The organism is Rhizobium sp. K102 (genome assembly GCF_022385315.1).
GTDB classification, from domain to species: Bacteria; Pseudomonadota; Alphaproteobacteria; order Rhizobiales; family Rhizobiaceae; genus Rhizobium; species Rhizobium croatiense.
The window spans coordinates 283,368-303,956 of record NZ_CP092436.1 but is presented as its reverse complement, the minus strand read 5'-3'; the positions used below and the strand labels follow the sequence as shown (position 1 = coordinate 303,956).

Here is a 20,589-nt window from a genome sequence, read left to right as displayed (position 1 = left end):
CTTCAATAGCCGCTTGATCCACCGGGCGCCGCCGCTGCTAAAGCGCTTTAGCCCTTTGTTTTTATGTATGTCGTTGTCCCACAACCGCTGCACACTTCCGGGCGACATGGATCGGCTTCGAATGTTGGGGAGAATGGTATTGGTTACCGACGAGTGGGTTGAATTGTGGGTCATGTTCTGCGCGGCAGGCGGCCTTTGCGGCTACAGCTGGTATTGGTGCATCCGGTCGATCATCTTCTACCGCAAAAATGATTATGATTTCAGCCAGGATGTCGGCCCGAAAATATATTGGTCCGCGCGTGGAGGTGATGATCGCCTGCTGGCGACGCCGAGAGCGAAGTTCCTGATCGCTATGCCTTTTTCCGTGCTGGCAAGCTCTTCTATGCTGCTCTTCACCGTTCTGGCTCTGGCGGGGATTATCAAGCCTTGTCTCGATTGCCGTCCATAGCGCTTGGCCGATCATTCCAAAGGCATGCCCATACGCCCATCGAATGACTGGCGTTCCCTTCGGCATGAGCGTTTACTGGATCGCTCTGGCGGAGGAGGCAAACCATGGCCATGTATCTCACGCGCTTCAGCTACACGCCCGAGACCTGGGCGCGCATGATCGAAAACCCCGAGGATCGCCGGGAGGCGGCGCGAAGCTACATTGAATCCGTCGGCGGAAAGCTGCACGGGTTCTGGTACGCTTTCGGCGAGCATGACGGGTGGAATTTGTGGGAGGCGCCCGACAATGTATCGATGGCGGCTGTCACGCTTGCGATCGGCGCGGGAGGTGCGCTCAGTTCGATTGAGACCACTGTCCTCCTCGACGTCGAGGATACGATCCGAGCCTTGGAAAAGGCGAAGTCGATCCGGTATCGCCCGCCGGCAACGTAGGCCGCGGTACGATTTCAGGCTGAGAGTTCATCAACACCGGCCTGTAGGGAAGACCCCGCCGCTGGAAATCGATCGGCAACGGCAAGCAGCCTGGGGAAATCTCAGTGAACAACTGAAATCACCGAAATTCCAGCTTCCTCCGCGGCGGGATGAGTGCGGCACGGGCTATCTTGGACGGGATTTTGTCCTGGCGGCCGAACAGCATCCAGCGCAGGATCAAGGCTCGAGCGGCTTTCTCATTCTTATGAGAGGCACATTTGCACCGCCGCGGCTGTCTTCCACTCGCTCGATGGCTTGATAACCGCAAACAAGATAAAGCGGTTCACCTGATAGTGTGGCCATCAATTCGATATCCCGAAAGCCTTCCTTGCGCGCCGCCTCCTCGCAGAGAGCCATGATCCGCCGTCCTACGCCACGCCGAGTAAAGTTCGGGTGCGTGTACATCGCCCTTATGCGCGCCGCGTCGTTGGCAGGATTGAGCAAAGCAGCATCGCGGCCGGAAGTGCGATCTCCGCCATACAATGTTGCTCGTCGGCTCCACCCGCCACAGCCCGCCAAGACGCCGCCGATCTCGACAACAAAATAGGTGCCGTCCTCGATCAACTGGCTATCGAGTCCCATGAAGGCTCGGCTCGACGAAATCTGTTCGGGCGTCAGAAAGGGTTTCTGGTTCTCTGAGATGGCCGCATCCATCAACAATTTGAGGTCGGCCAGATCACTATGGCTGGCCAGTCGATGCGTGATTAGCTCTTGTTCCATCTTGAGCCGGCCTTTGACTTGGCAGCCCGGGTTGGCCAGTCTGCGGCACGTCTTACATCTGTGTGGGCAGTCGTGCCTTTGGTCATTATAACAAGCGGGAGGGTTGAATTGAAGTGCGATCCCGCGGCCGGAACACCGCGGCGATCACGCTCAAATCTTCTATCAAAAGGGCAATAGAAGGTTTCCGGCTAAACGTCGACCGGCGGCCAGACTTCGGTTTCGCGATCCGGATTGGTGGTTCGTGCGGCTGATCCGCAGACGAACCGGATTGTCGGCGCAGGTGGGATGCGCGCCGGGAATGTCTCTCAAACTCGACGCCGCCGCCGATAGACCCACCGACGGTCAAACCTGCCGAAACTCCGGAATGCCGCTACTCGCTCTGCCTGAGATTCCGGATCCGATCAAACAGCACGGCCAGCACAATCGCGCCGCCGATAAACGTTCCCTGCCAGAAGGCGTTGATGCCAAGCAGGCCGAGGCTGTTGCGGATCACCTCGATCAGCGCGGCGCCCACCAGCGCGCCAAAGGCGGTGCCGATGCCGCCGGCCAGATTGGCGCCGCCGATGACGGCGGCGGCGATCACCTGCAGCTCCATGCCGGCGCCGATATTGGTGGTAACGGCGCCGAGCCAGCCGGTCTGGACGATGCCGGCAATGCCGGCCGAGAGTGCCGAGATCATGTAGACGGCGACCTTGATGCGGCGCACGGGAACGCCGGTGAGCGTGGCGGCATGTTCATTGCCGCCGATCGCGAAGATATAGCGGCCGAAGCGCGTCCAGCGCAGCACGAAGCCGGTCAGGAGCGCCAGGACGACCATGTAAAGGACGGGATTGGCGATGCCGAGAAACCAGGCGCCGCCGCCAAGCGCCAAGAGCTTGTCGTGATCGGGGCCGAACTGGAAGACGACGGTGTTGTTGGAGGCGACCATCGCGAGGCTGCGCGCCACAGACAGCATGCCGAGGGTGACGACGAAAGGCGGAAAATCGAGATAGGCGATCATCACGCCGTTGAAGGCGCCGACCAGCAGCGCCGTGCCGATGGCGGCCGCGATGCCGATCTCGATGCCGTAGCCGGCATGCATGGTCACCGCGAGCACCATGCTGCAGAGGCAGAGCACCGAGCCGACCGACAGGTCGATGCCACCGGTGATGATGACGAGGGTCATGCCCAGCGCAATGATGGCGACGAAGGTGACGTTGCGGGTGATGTTGTAGAGGTTCTTCGCCGTGGCGAAGGAATCGGTGGCGACGGAGAGGAAGAGGCAGGCGAGAATGACGGCGATGAGCACCCAGAAGGTCTGGCTGCCGACGAACTCCGACAGCCGGCTTCGCTCTCTCTGTGCAATTGTCTGGTCGAGGGTGACTGCCATCGTTGACCTTCTTTTCTGCCGTGAACCAAGCTGCGCCGATCAGACTTGTTCGATGGCGCCTGTTATAAGACCCGTCACTTCCTCCGGCGAACTTGCCGCGATCGCTTTGTCGGCGACCTTCCGGCCGCGGCGCATGACGATCACCCGGTCGGCGACGGTGAAAACGTCAGGCATGCGGTGGCTGATCAGCACGACGGCGATGCCGCGGCCGCGCAGCTCGCGGATCAGGTTGAGGACTTCGGCCACCTGACGCACCGAAATGGCCGCGGTCGGCTCGTCCATCAGCACGATCTTCGCCTCCGACAGCATGGTGCGCCCGATCGCCACCGCTTGCCGCTGACCGCCGGACATCTGCTTGACGAGATCGCGCGGGCGGGTTTCCGATTTCAGCTCCTTGAAGATCTCGCCGGCGCGCCGGTACATCGTCTTGTAATCGAGGACACGAAACGGGCCAATGCCGCGGCTGAGCTCGCGCCCAAGGAAGACGTTGGCCGCCGCCGTCAAGTTGTTGCACAGCGCCAGATCCTGATGGACGATCTCGATGCCGTGCTGGCGCGCCTCGACCGGGCGGTGCATGACGATCTCCTTGCCCTCGAGGCGCATCGTGCCTTCGCTCGGCCGGAAATTGCCGGCGATCATCTTGACCAGCGTGCTTTTTCCCGCGCCGTTATCGCCCATCAGGCCGACGACCTGGCCGGCTTCGAGCGCAAACGACACGTCATTGACCGCCTGGATGGCGCCGAAATGCTTTGAGATATTGCTGAGTTCGAGAACCGCTGCCAGCCGACCATCCTCCCCGCAAGCTGCAGGCTCGCCATCACCGCGGTTGCCCGCCTGGCGCCTGCGATCCCGCTTTGCCGATCTCCTCCCCGGCAGAGCGATTACGTTCATTTACGCAAATGCTTGGAGAGCCGTCAATCAATTGTCCGTGTGAACGGCCCGCCGAGGCAAAAATCTACTTCGCCGCGCAAATACAGATTGACGCCGGAAACGGGTGGATATTAGCTGTTGCTGGGAGAGAGAGCATGCTGATCCTTGTCACCGGGGCTACGGGCAAGGTCGGGCGGCGCTTCATAACTGGGCTGCTTGACGAGCCGAAATTTTCCAATGCCCGCATCCGCGCGCTTTGTCACAATCGCGCGCTCCAAGAGACCGACCGCATCGAGGTCGTCAGGGGTTCGATCGCCGACGCCAATGTCGTTGCGGCGGCGATGGAAGGTGTCACCCATGTGCTGCATCTCGCCACCTGCAAGGAGACCTCCGCCGACGTCATGGATGTGACGGTCAAGGGGCTGTTCTGGCTGCTCGAAGCTTTCCGCACCAGCTCGACGGCGCAGCAGTTCATCCTGATCGGCGGCGATGCCGGCATCGGTCATTTCTTCTACCGCCATGACGGGCCGGTGACCGAAAAGACGCCGCATCGCGCCTATCCCGGCTGCTACGCACTCTCCAAGGTGCTGGAAGAGGTGATGCTCGAGCAATTCGCCATCCAATACGGCATCAATACCTGCTGTCTGCGCGCGCCCTGGATCATGGAGAAGGACGATTTCAAGTTCACGCTGTCCTTCGGCGACGATGTCTTCGGCGGACCGGACTGGAAGACGTTCGTTCCGCCGCCCGAGGCCGAGCGCTACGCCCGCGAAGGCACGGTGCCGCTGTTGCGCGATGCCGACGGGCGGCCGCTGAAACGCAACTTCGTGCATGTCGACGATCTCGTTTCGGCGATCCTGGCGGCGATCGACAATCCGCGCGCCAAGGGAGAGCTCTTCAATATCGCGATGGATCGTCCCGTCGATTATGGGGAAGTCGCCGCTTATCTCGCCCGCACGCGCGGGCTCGGCTGCGTCGACATCGCAAGCCAGTTTCATTCCAACTGGATGGACAACAGCAAGGCGAAATACCTGCTGGACTGGCGCCCGGACTACGATCTCGAAAAGCTTATCAATTCGGCCTGGGAATACCAGCGGTCAAGGGAGGAGCCTCGCATCGTCTGGTATCCCGGTTGATCAAACGGCGGGCAATCATGTCCGCCATTCAAAGGGAGGAAGCTATGAGGAAGGCATTATTGCTTGCAGCTGCTGCCGTGCTGGCGCTGACGGCCGGACAGGCCCTGGCCGCCAAGAAGCAGCTGGTCATCGTCGTCAAGGGCCTCGACAACCCGTTCTTCGAGGCGATCAACCAGGGTTGCCAGAAGTGGAACAAGGAAAACGCCTCGGCCGAATATGAATGCTTCTATACCGGCCCGGCATCGACCTCCGACGAAGCCGGCGAGGCGCAGATCGTTCAGGATATGCTCGGTAAGGCCGATACGGCCGCCATCGCGATTTCGCCGTCGAACGCCAAGCTGATCGCCCAGACGTTGAAGACGGCCAATCCGAGCGTTCCCGTCATGACGCTCGATGCCGATCTGGCGGCCGAGGATTCCGCTCTGCGCAAGACCTATCTCGGCACCGACAACTATCTGATGGGCGCCAAGATCGGCGAGTATATCAAGAAGGCCAAGCCGAACGGCGGCAAGATCTGCACCATCGAAGGCAATCCCGGTGCCGATAACATCCTGCGCCGCGCCCAGGGCATGCGCGATACGTTGAGCGGCCAGAAGGGGCTTGCGGCGCTGAAGGGCGAAGGCGGCTGGACGGAGGTGGCCGGCTGCCCGGTCTTTACCAATGACGACGGCGCCAAGGGCGTGCAGGCGATGACCGACATCCTCGCTGCCAATCCCGATCTCGACGCCTTCGGCATCATGGGCGGCTGGCCGCTGTTCGGCGCGCCGCAGCCCTATCGCGACCTGTTCAAGCCGATGGCCGACAAGATCGCCAAGAACGAGTTCGTCATCGGCGCCGCCGACACGATCGGCGACGAAGTGGCGATCGCCAAGGAAGGTCTGGTGACCGCGCTGGTCGGCCAGCGGCCGTTCGAAATGGGCTACAAGGCGCCGACCGTGATGATGGACCTGATCGCGGGAAAGAAGGTCGACGATCCTGTCTTCACCGGGCTTGACGAGTGCACCAAGGATACGGTGGATACCTGCATTCAGAAGTGATGCGGCTGGGAGCGTCCGCCCGAGCGGACGCTCCGGACATCACGCTTGTGCAAAGAGCCAATCGGAAAAGGCGCGCATGGCCGGGGTGACCGGCCGTGACTGCAGGCGCGTCAGCCAGTAGCTGCCGAGCGATATGGTGTTGGCAAAGGGCTGGACGATCGCACCTGACGAGAGGTGCCTGGAGAACATCGAAGGCGGCGCCAGGGCGACACCGAGCCCCTGGAGGGCGGCCTCCATCATGGCGACGGAGGAATCAAAGACGATGCCGGCATTCACCTGGTCGGCCGGCGGAACGCCGGCGGCCGCAAACCAGGTGCTCCATTCATCTGTGCGGTAGCTGCGCAGCAGCGTTGCGCCGGCGAGATCAGCCGGCGACCGCAGATCCTCCGCCAGTTTGGGAATGCAGAGAGCCGAGAGCGGCGCTTCGGACAGGCGCTGCGCCTCCGTCCCGTGCCATGAGCCGCTGCCGAAGCGGATGGCAAAGTCGAGCCCCTCGGCGGCGGGATCGACGCGGTTGTTGTTGGTGGAAACCCGGACGTCGATGAAGGGATGCCGGCGCTGGAAATCCGCAAGGCGCGGCAGGAGCCAGCCGACGGCGAAAGTGCCGACAACGCCGAGGAACAGCAATTCGCGCACTTGCCCGGCTTCGATCCGGTCGAGCGTCGTCGCCATCTGGTCGAAGGAGGCGCTCACCGTCGGCAGCAGCGCCTCGCCTTCCGCGGTGATTTTCAGGCCGCGGGGCAGACGCTGGAACAGTGCGACCCCCAGCCGCTTTTCCAGCCCCTTGACCTGTTGGCTGACGGCTGCCTGGGTGACGCAGAGCTCGATTGCGGCGCGGGTAAAGCTCAGATGCCGTGCCGAGGCTTCGAAGGCTCTGAGGCCGTTCAGGGGGAGGAATTGGCGAACCATCTAAGCCCTAGAATTTCTTGCAGCTGTTGCGAGATATCATCGTTTGTCCTTAGAAAACAGGGCCGCTAAACGCCTCCTCGGGCGCATTTTGCGCCCATGGCGACCGCCCTGGCGATTTGGAGGATGATTGTGAAAAACCTTGGCATAAAATTTTTATCGGCCGTGTTGCTCACGGCATGCGCTTGCGCAAGCGCCTCTGCCGCCGACGAGGCTGTAGTGAGAGCGATCGCGGATGCGGCGATAAAGCCGATCATGGAAAAATACGCCATTCCGGGGGTGGCCGTCGGCATCACCGTCGACGGCCGGGATCACATCTTCACCTATGGCGTCGAATCGAAGGCGACCGGCAGACCGGTGGCGCCGGCCACGCTCTTCGAACTGGGCTCGATCAGCAAAACCTTCACCGCGACGCTCGCCTCCTACGCCGAAGCGACGAACGACCTCTCTTTGTCCGACCCGGTGGCCAAACATCTTCCCGCGATGAACGGAAGGCCGTTCGGCGATGTCGCGCTGATCGATCTCGCCACCCATACGGCCGGCGGTTTTCCGCTGCAGGTGCCCGACGAGATCAAAAGCGAAGGCCAGCTGATGGAATATCTTGCGGCCTGGCGCCCTTCCTACGCGGTCGGAACCCAACGCAGCTATGCCAATCCGAGCATCGGCATGCTCGGCCTCATCACGGCGAAAGCCATGCGCGGTGATTTCGCGGAGTTGATGGAGGGCAGGCTGTTTCCCGGCCTCGGATTGAGCAGCACCTTCATCAACGTGCCGAAGTCGCGGCAGGGCGATTACGCCCAGGGCTATAAGCGCAGCGGCGAGCCGGCACGGCTGACGCCGGGCCTGCTTTCCGCCGAGGCCTATGGCGTCAGATCCACCGCCGGCGACATGATCCGCTTCGTTGGCGCCAATATGGGCCTGGCGAAGCTCGACGGAAAACTGCAGCAGGCGATCGACCGTACCCACACCGGATATTTCAGCGTCGGGGCGATGACCCAAGACCTGATCTGGGAGCAATATGCCTATCCCGTCACCCTGCAGAGTCTGCTCGAGGGCAATTCGGCGGCGATGCTGAAGACCATCCCGGTCGCTGCGCTGCAGCCGCCGATGAAGCCGCGGGGCGATGTCTGGATCAACAAGACCGGCTCGACCAACGGCTTCGGCGCCTATGTCGCCTTCATTCCCACCGAGCGCGTCGGCATCGTCATCCTGGCCAACAAAAACTACCCCAACGAGGATCGGGTTGCCGCGGCCTACCGGGTATTGACGGCGCTTGCGGCCGATTGATTGAAAACAGCTCACGGGCGCGGGACCAGGCTGGCGGCGAGGTCTCGCGTCCGTCCGAACCGATGCGCTGTCCTGGAGAGTCGGACTTTAGCCCGATGCGCGTCTTTGCCCGTGTGATAGAGAAATTGCACGAGGAATATGCTGCGGTGCAACAAGGCCACAATCTTGCCAAATACACTGCGAAAAATCGAGGGCGGCAGCACGTACATACCCAGGGTCGTTGCCCTGTCGCCCAACAGGGATAATACTACCCAGGGTAATGCCAGTTAACAATTAATATTAACAGGCGAGTATTTTACAGAATTCTTCGAGGTAATTGCCAGTTCTTGAAGGTGATGCTAATGAATACTCACCTTTTCTTAAGTTAAGAGGCGCAATCCAGTGAAAAACGTATTGATATCTGGCGGAGCAGGCTTCATCGGTTCGCATCTATGCGATCGGCTTTTGCTTAGGAATGACGTTCAGAAGCTCGTCGTTGTTGATAATCTCTGGACAGGACTTTTCGAGAATATTTCGCACATCAGGGATCCCCGCTTTCACTTCGTGAAATCGGATGTCGAGACGCTGCAGACTTCGGAGAAATTCGACGAGATCTATCATCTCGCCTCCCCCGCATCGCCGCCCTGGTACATGAAGGAACCGAAGAGGACGATTTCGGCGAACCTGCTCGGCGCCTTCCGGCTTCTCGACCTGCTGAAGAAGGGCGGCCGTTTCGGTTACACCTCCTCCTCGGAAATCTACGGAGACCCTCTGGTGTCGCCGCAGCCGGAAACCTACAAGGGCCAGGTCGACTGTACCGGGCCGCGCTCGTCCTATGACGAGAGCAAGAGATGCACCGAAGCGCTGCTGTTCGAGATGCAGCGCACCAAGGGGCTGAACGTCAAGGTCATCCGTCCCTTCAATATCTACGGTCCCCGCACCCGGCCCGACGACGGCCGCGCCGTTTCCAATTTCGTCACCCAGGCGCTTGCGGGCCGCCCGATCACCGTGTTCGGCGACGGCAAGCAGTCGCGCAGTTGGGGCTATGTCGATGACATCGTCGACGGTTTCGCGCGCTATTTCTGGATCAACGAGACCGACTACAAGGGGCCTCTGAATATCGGCAACGACCGCGAGATCACCGTTCTCGAAGTCGCGAAATATGTTTCCAAGCTCGTCGGCGGCGTGCCGATCGTCTTCGAGCCATCGCCGCCGCAGGATCCTACCAACAGGCGGCCGGACCTGACGAGAGCCTACGCCGTCATGCCCGAGTGGTCGTGCAAGGTCAGCTACGAACAGGGTGTGGCGATGACGCTCGACTGGTTCAGAGAAAAGATAAAGGTGGGCGCGGCGTAATAGCCGCGCGGGTTTCAAAGCCCTTCCCGCATTCCGGGCGCGGCTTTGTGCCGGCCTGTGCTCGTTGTGCGTTGAGAGAGTAACGATGCAGGAAATCATTCCGTCCGATCTGGCGACTGTCAATTTTCCGGTACCGATTCACTATCTCGATCTCGCGTCGCATCAGCCGGATGCCGGCGCGGCGCCGATATCGGCCGGGCTCGTGGTCTTTCTCGCCGACGGCCTGCCCGTCGGGCAGGCCTATGTCGACGGGCCCGAGGCCGCGGCCGAGCTTGCCGGGCGTGTCGTGCAGCCGGAGACGCTCGCGCATGCGCGCCAGGTGGCGCAGACAGCGCTGCAAAATCGCGACGTCAGCATTTTGATCTGCACCAAGGATCGGCCGGAGGAACTGCGCCGGTGCCTCGCCTCGATCCCCGAACAATCGCTGAAGCCGGCCGAGATCATCGTGGTCGACAATGCGTCTTCAGGCGATGCGACCCGCCGCGTCGTCGAAGAAGCGGGCGCCACCTATGTCCGCGAAGACCGGGTCGGGCTGGACTTTGCCCGCAATGCCGCCATCCGCGCGGCGAAAACCGAATTCGTCGCCTTTACCGATGACGACGTCGTTCTCCACCAGCGATGGCTGGAGAACCTGATGAAGGCGTTCGACCGGCCGGAGATCGGCTGCATCACCGGGCTGATCCTGCCCGGAGAACTCGCAACGCCGGCGCAGTTCATCTTCGAAAAGCACTGGGGTTTCGGCCGCGGTTACATCAGGCAGGATTTCGGCCGGGATTTCTACGACAGCCACAGGCGCTACGGCGCGCCGGTCTGGACGATCGGCGCCGGCGCAAGCCAGGCCTTCCGCCGCAAGGTGTTCGACGAGATCGGCCTGTTCGACGTTCGCCTCGATATGGGCGCGGCCGGCTGCTCGGGCGATTCCGAATATTGGAACCGGCTGCTGCATCACGGCCATGTCTGCCGCTACGAGCCGACCGCGGTTTGCTGGCACTTTCATCGCAAGGATATGCAGGGGCTCGCCAGGCAGATCCAGCAATATATGAGCGGCCATATCGCCGCCCTGCTGGTCCAGTATCAGAACACCGGCAACGGCGGCAACCTCCGGCGCATCCTCATCTCCTTCCCGAAATATTTTGCCGGCAGGCTGCGCAAACGCCTGCGCAAGGGCGCCACTTCGCACGATTTTTTCCTGAAGCAGGAAATGCTCGGCAGCGTCAACGGCGCGCTCTACGTTCTGCGCCGCTGGAAGATGCGCGCATGGTGACAGCTGTGGCGCCTGATATTTCCTTCCTCATTCCTGCTCATAACGCAGAGGACACGCTTGCCGAAGCGCTTGCCAGCCTGCAGCGGCAGACGAAATCGAACTGGCAGGCGGTGGTGGTCGACGACGGTTCGAGCGACGGCACCTGGGAGCTGCTTGAGGCGATTGCCGCAGCGGACAGCCGCGTCGTCGCCGCCCGCCAGACCAATGCCGGCGCTGCGGCGGCCAGAAACCATGCCGCCCGCCTCGCCGCCGCCCCCCTGCTCTGCATGCTCGATGCCGACGACTGGCTGGATCCGGCCTTCATCGAAACCATGCTGCCGATGGCCGAGGATAGATCGCCGCCCGCCATCGCCTATTGCTCCTACCGCCGGGTCGCCCCGGACGGCCGGCTGATGCCGGTGGAGCAGGCTCCGCTGCTCGCCGGCGATGCTGCCAGGCGCGAATTCTCGTCCTTCTGTGCGCTCGCCATTCATACGGTGGTCTTTCCCAAAAGCCTTTTCGAGCAGGTCGGCGGCATGGATGAGCGTCTGCAGACCTGCGAGGAGTGGGATCTCTGGCTGCGCATGGCCTTTGCAGGCGCAGAATTTCGCCGTGTCGACGCCTGTCTGGCTTTCTATCGCATGAAGCCGGGCTCGCTTTCCGGCGATCCGACGAAACTGGTGCGTGACGCCATTTGCGTGACGATGAAGGCCGAGGCGCTGCGCCGGCAGCACGGCTTGCCCGCCGAGGGGCCGGAGACCGGCTGGATCACGCCCGCCGTCAGCCGATTGCGCATGCTCGTCTGGGTCATCGCGGCCAAACACGATCCGAGCCTGGATATTGCGGCCCTCGCCGCCCTGCTGCCGGACATCCCGGATGCCGCAGGCTATGAGAGCTTTTTTGCCGGCGTGATCCTGCACGGCCTGCAGACCGGCCTCCTGCCCGACCGGGCCGACGATCTCATCGATACGCCCGAGCAATGGTGGCCGACTTTCCGCCTGCTGGTCCAGCTGATCCAGCGGCATTCCCTGCCCGGCACAGGCCGCAAGATCCTCGAAGCCGCCGCCTGGCAGCTCTCCGCCGGCAACCTTCGGCGATCCTTCACGCTCGGCACGATCCAGGTGGTGAGCGTCGAGCTCGGCGCCCTTGCCAGGATCGCCCGGGCCGAGCAGGCCGATACGCTGATCATGCACGGCTTTGCCGGCGACGAGCATGTCGGCACCTTCGTCGGGCCGCTCTGGGGTGATCTGTCGATCCGGGCGCAGATCCGGCTGATCCTGCAGGAGATGCAGGCGGGAGCGCATCTCGAGCGGCAGCCCACCCTCGCTTATGCGGCGGCTTGGACAAGGGAGGCGCTGCGCGGCTACCGCACCTTCGGCGGCCTCATCATCCGCAGCGGCCGGCGGCGCGGACGGCTCGAAGGGCTTCTGGTGCGGACCGGCCGCAATGCCGTCCTTGCCCGGGCGCCAGGCGACAGACAGGATAATGACGCCCGCCTGTCCGACATCCTGCGCGATCTCGAAGGCGGCCTGCCGCCGGTGCGACGTGCAGCCGCCGCGGCGCCGGCGAAGGAAGAGCGGGCTCCCCGGGCTCAGTCGGCAGAAGACTATTGGGAGCAGATTTTCGAACGCCCGGATCCGTGGAATTACCTGTCGGTCTACGAGCAGGTCAAATATGCGCAGACATTGAGCCTGATCCCGCAAGGGACCGAAACTGCCCTGGAACTTGCCTGCGCCGAGGGGATCTTCACCGAGAAGCTGGCGCGAGAGGTCCGCCGGGTGACGGCCACCGATATTTCGCAGCGAGCGATCGACCGGGCGGCCAAACGCTGCCGCGACCTCTCCAATGTCGAGCTCCGGGTTCTCGACTTCGTCAGACAAGAGCTTCCCCCGATCAGGATCTCATCCTCTGCTCGGAAGTGCTTTATTACCTGAAGGACGAGGAGACGCTGGCGGGCGTCTGCCGCAAGATGGCGGCGGCGCTGAAGCCGGGGGGCTGTCTGATCACCGCGCATGCGCATCTGCGCCAGGACGAGCCCGGCCGAACCGGTTTCGATTGGGGCCATCCTTTCGGGGTCGGGACGATCCGACGGGTTCTGGCCGAACAGGCCGAACTTGCCCTCGAAGAGACGATCGACACCGCGCTTTACGCCATCCACCGCTTCCGCAAAGCGGCTGTGGCCGATCCCGTCCTGCGGATCGAGACGCATGGAACGCCGATGGACGTCGATGTGGCAAAGCACATCATCTCAGGACCGGCGGGCGTCGCGCGCGAGGCGGCATGGGCAACCGAGGTGACGACCTCGGTCCCCATCCTGATGTATCACCGGATCGCCGAGGATGGCCCTGCCGCGCTTCGGCGCTTCCGCACGCCGCCGGAGATGTTCCGCAAGCAGATGCAATTCCTGCGCCGGCATGGCTATCACGCCGTCACGGCGCCGACGCTCGCCAATCTTTTGCGCAGCGGCAAGCCGGTCCAGGGCCGGCCGGTCATGCTGACCTTCGACGACGCCTATCTGGATTTCCGCGCCAACGCCTTCCCGATCCTGGCCGAGAATGATTTCAGCGCCGACGTCTTCGTCGTCACCGACAAGGTCGGCGGCCGCTCGGATTGGGATTGTGCCCATGGCGAGCCGGCGGCGCTGATGGCGTGGCCGGATATTCTGGAACTGCAGCAGGAAGGCATCAGCTTCGGCTCCCATCTCGCCTCCCACACGCCGGCGAGCGCGATGGAAAATGATGCCTTGCTCGCCGAAGCCCTGCGGTCGCGCCATGCGCTTGAAAGCCGGCTGGGCGGCTCCGTGGTTTCGATCGCGCTGCCCTACGGCGCCACCGACTTCAGGGTGCCGGGCATTCTTTCCCTTGCAGGCTACACGATCGGCTTCACCACACGCGCCGCGACAGCCGCCTTTTCCGACAATGTGTTCGGCCTGCCGCGCCTCGAAGTCCGCGGCGACCGGCCGCTTGAAGCCTTCCCCGCACTGATGGGCCTGCCCGGAGCCTTTATCGGATGACAATCATCACGACTGCAGCGCCCCCTCTTATCACCGTCGTCATTCCGGCCTACAACGCCGAAAAGACGCTTCTCGAAACGTTGCAAAGCGTCTCGAACCAAACCTACGACAAGCTCGAAATCCTTGTGGTCGATGACGGGTCGCGGGACGGCACCTTCGCGCTTGCGAGCGACTATAGCCTGATCGATCGCCGTGTCCGGGTTCTCCGGCAGGCCAATGGCGGCGTTGCCCGCGCCCGCAACCACGGCATCGGCGAGGCGCGGGGCGCCTATCTGGCGCCTATCGATGCCGACGACGTATGGCATCCCGAGAAGATCGAGCGCCAGCTGCAATCACTGCGAAATTTTCCCGGCGGCCACGGCGTCGCCTACAACTGGTATGCGGCGATCGACGAAAACGGCGTCATTTTCGGCCATTCACGCCCGGTCCTGCACGAAGGCAACATCTTCGAACCGCTGCTGCGGGAAAACTTCATCGGCAATGGCAGCACGCCGCTGATGCCGCGCGCCGAGGTTCTGCGCTGCGGCGGTTACGACGCCGGGCTGCGCGACAGCGGCGCCGAGGGCTGCGAGGATCTGAAGCTCTATCTCGCTCTCGCCGAGACCCTGCCCTTTGCGCTGGTTCCCGATTTCCTCACCGGTTATCGCTTCACTCGGGGAAACATGTCGAGCAACGCCCAGCGGATGCTGAAATCCCACGCCTTGGTGATGGCGCCGATCATCGACCGCTACCCGCATCTGCGGCGCGATATCGAGACCGCCAAATTCAACACGACGCACTGGTATTTCAACAAGGCGCTGGCAAACCGCGATTATGCCCAGCTCAGGAAGCTGGCGCCGATGATGGCGATGCAATACGGCCCGCAGCTGATCGTCCATGGCCTGCTGCAGAGCTTTCGTCTGGCAAAACGCCATGGCGTGCGGATTGCAAGACAGATCCTGCGAAAGCCTTCGGCCCGATCGAAGAACCGCTTTGCCGGTGCGGCCGTTCCGCAGGCCGGCACGCCGTTCAGCGATCGTTTTCATGCCGCCCGGCGGCAGCCCGACATCGTCGCGGATGGCCGACAATGAATAGATTTCGGAAATCCGCCTCCCGGCCGGCCGGCGCCTACAACATGGTCATCGCGGCCCGCTACCGCGAGCTTCTGCAGCTCGTGCCGGCGCTGCGGCTAAAGATGACGGTGATGATCATCCTCGGGATTCTCACCGGATTTTCGGAGATGGTCGGCATCACCTTTCTGGTGAGCCTGGTCTTTATTCTCGGCCAGCAGGGCACAGGTTCCGGCTCCGCCGTCGCCGGGCTTCCGGCGATTTTCGGCGGCGTCGACCTCAGTCTTTCCAAACCGGTGCTGATCGGCATCCTCATCGCCTCCATCCTGCTGCGCATTCTTCTCGGATTCGTCAACTCGCTGATCACAAGCGCGATCAACCACAAGATCAGCGATCGCATGCGCGACCGCCTCTACGCCAAGATCCTGACAATCCCGTTCCAGCGCTTTCAGCACTATGAGCGCAGCGATCTGATCAATGTAATCGCCACCGAAGCCTATGCGGTATCCTCGGCCCATGCGAGCCTGGTGCGTCTCGGTGTCAATTTCGGCACGATCGTCATCTTCGGCATCGGCATGCTTGTCATGGCCTGGCCGATCGCCTTGCTCGGGCTTGTCTTCGGCTTCGTCCATAACTTCGCCTTGGGGTTCTTTGCCGGGGCCTATCGGCGTCTCGGCGCTTCGGCGCTGGCCGCCGTCGAAGCGCTGACGCAGCTGAGCTGGACCACGCTGCAGACCTTGAAGGCGGTCAAAAGCTTCGGCCTCGAGCAGCGCCACCAGCAGCTCTTCGCGACACTATCCAGCGAAGTCGGCCGGACCTGGCGCCACTCGGACTGGATGGGGGCGGCGACCTCGCTGTTGAGCGAAATCCTGACCTTCGGGGTCATCCTGACGATCATCCTGTCCTCGGAATTCCTGCCGGTGGATTTCAAGGCAGCGCTTTCGGCCACCATCCTTCTTTACAGGCTCCAGCCGCACATCAAGGGATTCGACTTCCAGATTCTGCGCCTTTACGAGATGGAAGCGTCGCTGCAGAACGTCCTGGCGCTGCTTTCCGAAAAGGACGACGCCAAGCAGGCGGCGCAAGGGGTGCCGGTCACCCGCCTGGCGGAAGCCATCGTCTTCCACGACGTCTCCTTCACCTATGAGCAGGCGAATGCCCCGGCCGTGCAAAACCTCAACTTTTCGATCAAGGCAGGCGAAACGACGGCTCTGACCGGACCAAGCGGCTCCGGCAAAACGACAATCCTCAACATGATCCTCGATCTCACCCGGCCGACGCGAGGCCGGATCACGATCGACGGCACGGACCTCGCCGATGTCGACCGCGCGAGCTGGCTGCACCTGCTCTCGGTCTCGGGCCAGGATGTCGAACTGATGGAGGGCACGGTCTTCGACAACATCCGCTTTCGTCGCGATATCTCCGATGAGGACGTTAGGTGGGCCGCCGATGTCGCCTGCGCCACGGAATTCATCGAAAATCTGCCGGAAGGCTTCGACGAATGGCTGGGCGACGAGGCGGTGCGGCTTTCAGGCGGACAGCGCCAGCGCATCGGCCTGGCGCGCGCGCTGGCCGGCCGGCCGCAGATCCTGCTCCTGGACGAAGCCACGAGCGCGCTCGATGAAAATACCGAAATGCGGGTGTTTTCGGCAATCAAGGAAGATGCCGGCCGAACACTGATCGTCGTCAGCCATCGCCCTGCGGTCGCCAGGATGATGAAGAACCAGATCGATCTACGCCCGCCAACACTTGCATCCAAACTCGGGTGACGGCGATGGAGATGTCGACCAGGTCGGAAATTTTGGTGGCGGTCGTGATCCCCGCCTACAATGCCAGTGACTATATCGCCGAGACGCTTCAGTCCGTCATCGATCAGACCCACAAGGCGCTGGACATCATTGTCGTCGACGACGGCTCGACCGACGAGACGGCCTCCATTTGCCGCCGCTTCGCCGCCGACGATCCGAGGATCCAACTTCTATCGACGGAAAACCGCGGCGTCGCCGCGGCGCGCAATACCGGGATCGCAGCATCGAAGGCCGGTTATCTCGCCTTCCTGGATGCGGACGACCTCTGGCATCCGACATATGTCGAAAGAATGCTGTCGGCGCTCCATCCCCTGCCCGAGGCCTGGGGCGCGGTCTATGCCCTTCACCGTATGGTCGATGCCGAGGGATATTGCACGCGGTCCGGCTCGTCGCTCAGCGCCCGGGAATCCATTCTCATCCGCCATCTCGTCTTCCGCTTCGTCGGCAATGGCAGCGGATTCATGGTGCGCCGTGCCGTCATAGACAAGATCGGCGGCTACGATCCGAGCTATGCCAATCAGGGAATCGGAGGATGCGAAGACTTCGATTTCGAACTCCGCACCGCCGAGCATTTCAAGATCGAGGCGGTGCCACTCGGCCTGGTGGGCTATCGCGTTCATGCCGCGGCCATGTCTGCCGACAGATCCCGAATGGCGCGATCGCTTCTGGCCGTCTATGAGCGATGCGTCGCCCGCAATCCGCAGCTTCCCGCTTTCGTCGTCAGCTGCGCCCGCGCCTCGGCCCACCTCTATGCATTCTCAAAATTTGCGGCTTTGAAAGATTGGCACAGCGCCGCAGCCTCGCTCAAGTACGTCTATCGTCATAGTCCATTGCTTGCTGCCAGCGTCATCATCAAGCTGATCTTTTCAAAAGCCGCCAGAGCCGCAAACAGGGCGCTGTCGAAAGCCCGGCCGCCCTGGCGACAAAAGCAGAAGAAATTCAAAAAATTCGAAGAAATAGACCCAGTTATCCCGCTGGTTGGCGGATGGTCACGTTTCCGAACGAAGGCCTTGTTCCGGCGCTTATCAGAGATCGACCGTTGCGACGGAGATTGCGCTGCGACCTCGAAGAGATAATGCATTGTCGCCCGGAAGTGTGCAGCGGTTCCGGGACAACGACATGCATCAAAACAAAGGACTAAAGGGCGTCGCATGATTCATATTTGACGCGACGCGCTTTAGAGCATTTCCGGTTCTGAAGGCCGGCACCTCCCTCCATTGCCAACTATTTCTTAATTATTCAGTACAAATCAAACACGGCGTAAAATATCTGTCGTCGCGAAAATGACAAAACTGTGGGAAACTATAATCTTCCGATAATAGTCTGTGACAATATCAAGATTAAGCGCAATCATAGCTACGCACTGTGCAAGAATCCTACCAGAGGACCCGTCAACCACCCCGGCGGGTCCTCAACTTTGCGAGGGACAGGTTGCCGCGGGGCAACCGTTACTGATCGCTGCTGACAGCGATATTCCTTGTTGCGATGGCATTGCGCAAAGACCTGTATATCCGCAAGCAATGACCGGACTCGCGCTCCACGCCAAGTGCTTCCGCTTGGCGACGAAATTACCGGACAGAAAATTCGCCCATAGAGATAATGTCATTATTATAAAGTGATACACCAGCTCATCTTTATTATTGAAATAAGCACATCTTGACGCTATTAACCATAAAACAGTTCAGTCATCACAAAGCAAACTTTTAAATACAACCAGTATCTGAAATATATATTTTTACCTTTTGATAAAATTTTAATTTTATCTTATTTATTATCCGAAGCTATTGCACATACCGCTCAACGGTGCCGCCTTACATCCTTGTCGAAAAAACATAAGACATCCTCACATTCTTTCCCGCTTTCCTTCGTCGCAGTGGCGCGGCCAGGCAACACTTGGGAAGGAGCAGCCAGGACTAAATCCGACAATCCCGGCATGAGCCGGCCTCGATAGTGCGCAACACAATTCAACTTCGGAGAATGACGATCACGAAGGCGAACGGAGGTTTAACATCTTGACAAATCAAAGGATTACGGCAGGTCACCCCGCTGCGGATAGACCGGCATTGGCAAGCCTTCGACCGGTCACTTCAAATCCGCCAGGCGGCCCGAGACCAAAGAGCCGCAGGCTCAGAGACACCCACTCTCGTCGAGCGACTCCCGGCATCAACAGTCAATCCACCTGCGCGAATGACTTCACTCAATTCAACACACCGAAATGCCTTTTGACTGACCAAATCTGTGTCGAAATGGTCGCACCGCGCCATTGAATTAACCGTTCATAAAGCATTTGCTTGCTCAACTTATAATTTGTGTCATGGTCACTGCAAGTAGTGAGGAGCCGACCTGATGAGTGATATAGCATCGCAGATTCCGGAATTTGGTTACGATGAACGCGTGATGATCTGCCGGAAGCAGATCGAGAAAGCGGTCTATCAGTTCATTGCAAACACGAAGGTCGAGGGGTGCGATCCGGCGGAAGTCGCAATGGCCATCGCGGACATTGCCGACGATTACATTTTACTGCTGGCTCAGAAGCGCAATTTGACCCATTGAGATCAGGGATCGGCCGGCCCGGCCGATCAGACGACCGCTGAGACCAAACACGCCGCCGTCTCCCCGCCCGGAGACAACGTCAACGAAACCGCTTACCGTACATTTTGAATGTTTATTGTGCCCGGGTATCGAATACAGCCCGAATAAGCGGCAGCCCAAGACCCACTCCGGATTTCTCCAGGCTACAATCAAATCGATTTCCGAATAGATCGATTGCGCCGCCCCTATCCCGGCAGCACTCACCATTGCCGCGAGACACCGGTGGCCGGCCCCACCCTTCGAAGCCTGCGGGGCGCCTCAGGATGTGGCCGGAGAGTAGGGGCGGTATTTTTCGCTAAGGGTGTTTGTCGCCCCTATCAATCGGCCGGGTCCAGCGCGCAAAGGAGACCATCGACGGGAATCGCGGCCAGTCTTTCGCGCTTGATATCGACCCTCCAGGCTTTGACGACACTCTCCGATCGATGGGAGCCATCCGGCTGTTCCACCATCCTGCCGAGCGCAAAGACGAAGTCCCGAGGAAACCGGCTCGACGAGCAATAGGCCGGGTGCAGAAGTTCGTGGCGGGGGCTGGGCTTGGCAATCGTCACCTGATCGACCGTGCTCCAGACGGCAAGTCTTCCCTCCCGGCCGGTCTGGCGCTGCAGCACCAGCGAGAGCTTTGCGCCGCATCTGAGTTCGGCTGCCGAATAGGCCGGGCCTCCGGCCATTCCGGTCAAGGCCGTTCCGCTGACTTCCACACAGCCCTTCGCAGCCGGAGGCGCCGATTTTCCCCGCGCCTCGCTGGCATGGCTGGCGGCCGGGATCAGAGCGAGAAGAACGGCGATCGCAGGAAAAGACCGTGACATGTTTTTCCCGCCTCGCACAAAGCAGCTGAATTTCACGCGCACCCCCTCAACCCGGAAGAGAAGACCGTAGCCTTGCTCGGAGGTGAGTCAATCCCTGCGATTTGCGCAACTTCGGTCGCGGCGGGTTGGCGGCCGACCTCGTCCTTCGAGAGCTCCGAAAGCCAGACTAATGTCTCTTTACGCTCACTTGCGGGACCGGGGAGCTCAATTCAGCCAGATCCCTGGTCAGCCCCTCCCCGACTTCCTGCTTCACCGCCTCAAGAGCAAGATCGAGGCAATTCGTCGCGAAGGGCAGTTTGACATCCTGAGCGACCTGTCGCGCATAGGCGATCATTCGCGCCAGTGCGACCAGTTCGTCCAGAGCCTCTTCCGCCCTGAGGTCAGCATTTATGTTAGCAGCCGATGTCACGCCCATGCCCATTTCTCCAACGAATTGAAGGAACAATACGCGGACTGGCGTGGCCAAGCCCGTGAAAAAAGCGTGACACAACTCCCGGTGA

The 20,589-nt window shown here is 61.1% G+C and carries 16 protein-coding genes and 2 pseudogenes; 12 read left to right on the top strand and 6 right to left on the bottom strand.

Annotated elements, in window-relative coordinates:
- Positions 1-133 precede the first annotated feature (133 nt).
- The gene (locus tag MHI61_RS07455; protein WP_239791513.1) at positions 134-448 is read left to right on the top strand and encodes a hypothetical protein; all 315 of its coding nucleotides are present in this window, start codon (positions 134-136) and stop codon (positions 446-448) included.
- Between the two features lie 104 nt (positions 449-552).
- On the top strand, positions 553-879 hold the full coding sequence (locus MHI61_RS07450; RefSeq protein WP_239791512.1) for a GYD domain-containing protein: 327 nt from the start codon (positions 553-555) through the stop codon (positions 877-879).
- Positions 880-1,095: 216 nt separating this feature from the next.
- Here MHI61_RS07450 and MHI61_RS07445 read toward each other — a convergent pair whose 3' ends face one another.
- From MHI61_RS07445 to MHI61_RS07435, 3 genes are all read right to left on the bottom strand, one after another.
- Positions 1,096-1,638 carry a GNAT family N-acetyltransferase gene (locus MHI61_RS07445; RefSeq protein ID WP_239791511.1) on the bottom strand — a complete coding sequence of 181 codons (543 nt, stop codon included), beginning with the start codon at positions 1,636-1,638 and terminating at the stop codon, positions 1,096-1,098.
- Positions 1,639-2,008: 370 nt separating this feature from the next.
- Positions 2,009-3,007: an ABC transporter permease gene (locus tag MHI61_RS07440; RefSeq protein ID WP_097578288.1), complete on the bottom strand. Its 999-nt coding sequence runs from the start codon at positions 3,005-3,007 to the stop codon at positions 2,009-2,011.
- 39 nt (positions 3,008-3,046) lie between these two features.
- Positions 3,047-3,898, bottom strand: coding sequence for an ATP-binding cassette domain-containing protein (locus tag MHI61_RS07435; RefSeq protein ID WP_239791510.1), 852 nt, complete (start codon positions 3,896-3,898; stop codon positions 3,047-3,049).
- Positions 3,899-4,032: 134 nt separating this feature from the next.
- Here MHI61_RS07435 and MHI61_RS07430 point away from each other — a divergent pair, with 134 nt between their 5' ends.
- Positions 4,033-5,013, top strand: coding sequence for an NAD(P)-dependent oxidoreductase (locus tag MHI61_RS07430; RefSeq protein ID WP_239791509.1), 981 nt, complete (start codon positions 4,033-4,035; stop codon positions 5,011-5,013).
- Positions 5,014-5,057: 44 nt separating this feature from the next.
- On the top strand, positions 5,058-6,050 hold the full coding sequence (locus MHI61_RS07425; protein ID WP_097578285.1) for a sugar-binding protein: 993 nt from the start codon (positions 5,058-5,060) through the stop codon (positions 6,048-6,050).
- A 39-nt stretch (positions 6,051-6,089) separates the two neighbouring features.
- Here MHI61_RS07425 and MHI61_RS07420 read toward each other — a convergent pair whose 3' ends face one another.
- Positions 6,090-6,959 (bottom strand): LysR family transcriptional regulator, encoded by an 870-nt coding sequence (locus tag MHI61_RS07420; RefSeq protein WP_239791508.1) that lies wholly within the window; start codon positions 6,957-6,959, stop codon positions 6,090-6,092.
- Positions 6,960-7,082: 123 nt separating this feature from the next.
- Between MHI61_RS07420 and ampC the strand changes: the two genes are divergently transcribed.
- The 8 genes and pseudogenes from ampC to MHI61_RS07380 all read left to right on the top strand — a co-directional run bounded on the left by ampC (position 7,083) and on the right by MHI61_RS07380 (position 19,244).
- On the top strand, positions 7,083-8,243 hold the full coding sequence (ampC, locus tag MHI61_RS07415) for a class C beta-lactamase (protein WP_239791507.1): 1,161 nt from the start codon (positions 7,083-7,085) through the stop codon (positions 8,241-8,243).
- A gap of 381 nt (positions 8,244-8,624) precedes the next feature.
- The gene (locus tag MHI61_RS07410) at positions 8,625-9,578 is read left to right on the top strand and encodes an NAD-dependent epimerase/dehydratase family protein (RefSeq protein ID WP_239791506.1); all 954 of its coding nucleotides are present in this window, start codon (positions 8,625-8,627) and stop codon (positions 9,576-9,578) included.
- An 85-nt stretch (positions 9,579-9,663) separates the two neighbouring features.
- Positions 9,664-10,842 (top strand): glycosyltransferase, encoded by a 1,179-nt coding sequence (locus MHI61_RS07405; RefSeq protein WP_239791505.1) that lies wholly within the window; start codon positions 9,664-9,666, stop codon positions 10,840-10,842.
- Positions 10,836-13,834, top strand: a pseudogene (locus MHI61_RS07400) (trifunctional glycosyltransferase/class I SAM-dependent methyltransferase/polysaccharide deacetylase). The gene MHI61_RS07405 and the pseudogene MHI61_RS07400 overlap by 7 nt, the downstream one beginning before the upstream one ends.
- A pseudogene (locus MHI61_RS07395) lies at positions 13,831-14,908 on the top strand (glycosyltransferase family 2 protein). Before MHI61_RS07400 ends, MHI61_RS07395 begins: the two co-directional pseudogenes overlap by 4 nt.
- A complete protein-coding gene (locus MHI61_RS07390) occupies positions 14,901-16,652 on the top strand; it encodes an ABC transporter ATP-binding protein (RefSeq protein ID WP_239791504.1) in 1,752 nt (583 codons plus the stop codon). Before MHI61_RS07395 ends, MHI61_RS07390 begins: the two are co-directional and overlap by 8 nt.
- Positions 16,649-17,767: a glycosyltransferase family A protein gene (locus tag MHI61_RS07385; protein WP_239791503.1), complete on the top strand. Its 1,119-nt coding sequence runs from the start codon at positions 16,649-16,651 to the stop codon at positions 17,765-17,767. Before MHI61_RS07390 ends, MHI61_RS07385 begins: the two co-directional genes overlap by 4 nt.
- A gap of 1,270 nt (positions 17,768-19,037) precedes the next feature.
- The gene (locus MHI61_RS07380; protein WP_003542083.1) at positions 19,038-19,244 is read left to right on the top strand and encodes a hypothetical protein; all 207 of its coding nucleotides are present in this window, start codon (positions 19,038-19,040) and stop codon (positions 19,242-19,244) included.
- Between the two features lie 356 nt (positions 19,245-19,600).
- On the opposite strand, the gene MHI61_RS07375 is transcribed toward MHI61_RS07380, so the two are convergent.
- Both MHI61_RS07375 and MHI61_RS07370 read right to left on the bottom strand, forming a co-directional pair.
- The gene (locus MHI61_RS07375; protein ID WP_239791502.1) at positions 19,601-20,089 is read right to left on the bottom strand and encodes a hypothetical protein; all 489 of its coding nucleotides are present in this window, start codon (positions 20,087-20,089) and stop codon (positions 19,601-19,603) included.
- 166 nt (positions 20,090-20,255) lie between these two features.
- The gene (locus tag MHI61_RS07370; protein WP_222139552.1) at positions 20,256-20,504 is read right to left on the bottom strand and encodes a hypothetical protein; all 249 of its coding nucleotides are present in this window, start codon (positions 20,502-20,504) and stop codon (positions 20,256-20,258) included.
- Between the last annotated feature and the right edge of the window lie 85 nt (positions 20,505-20,589).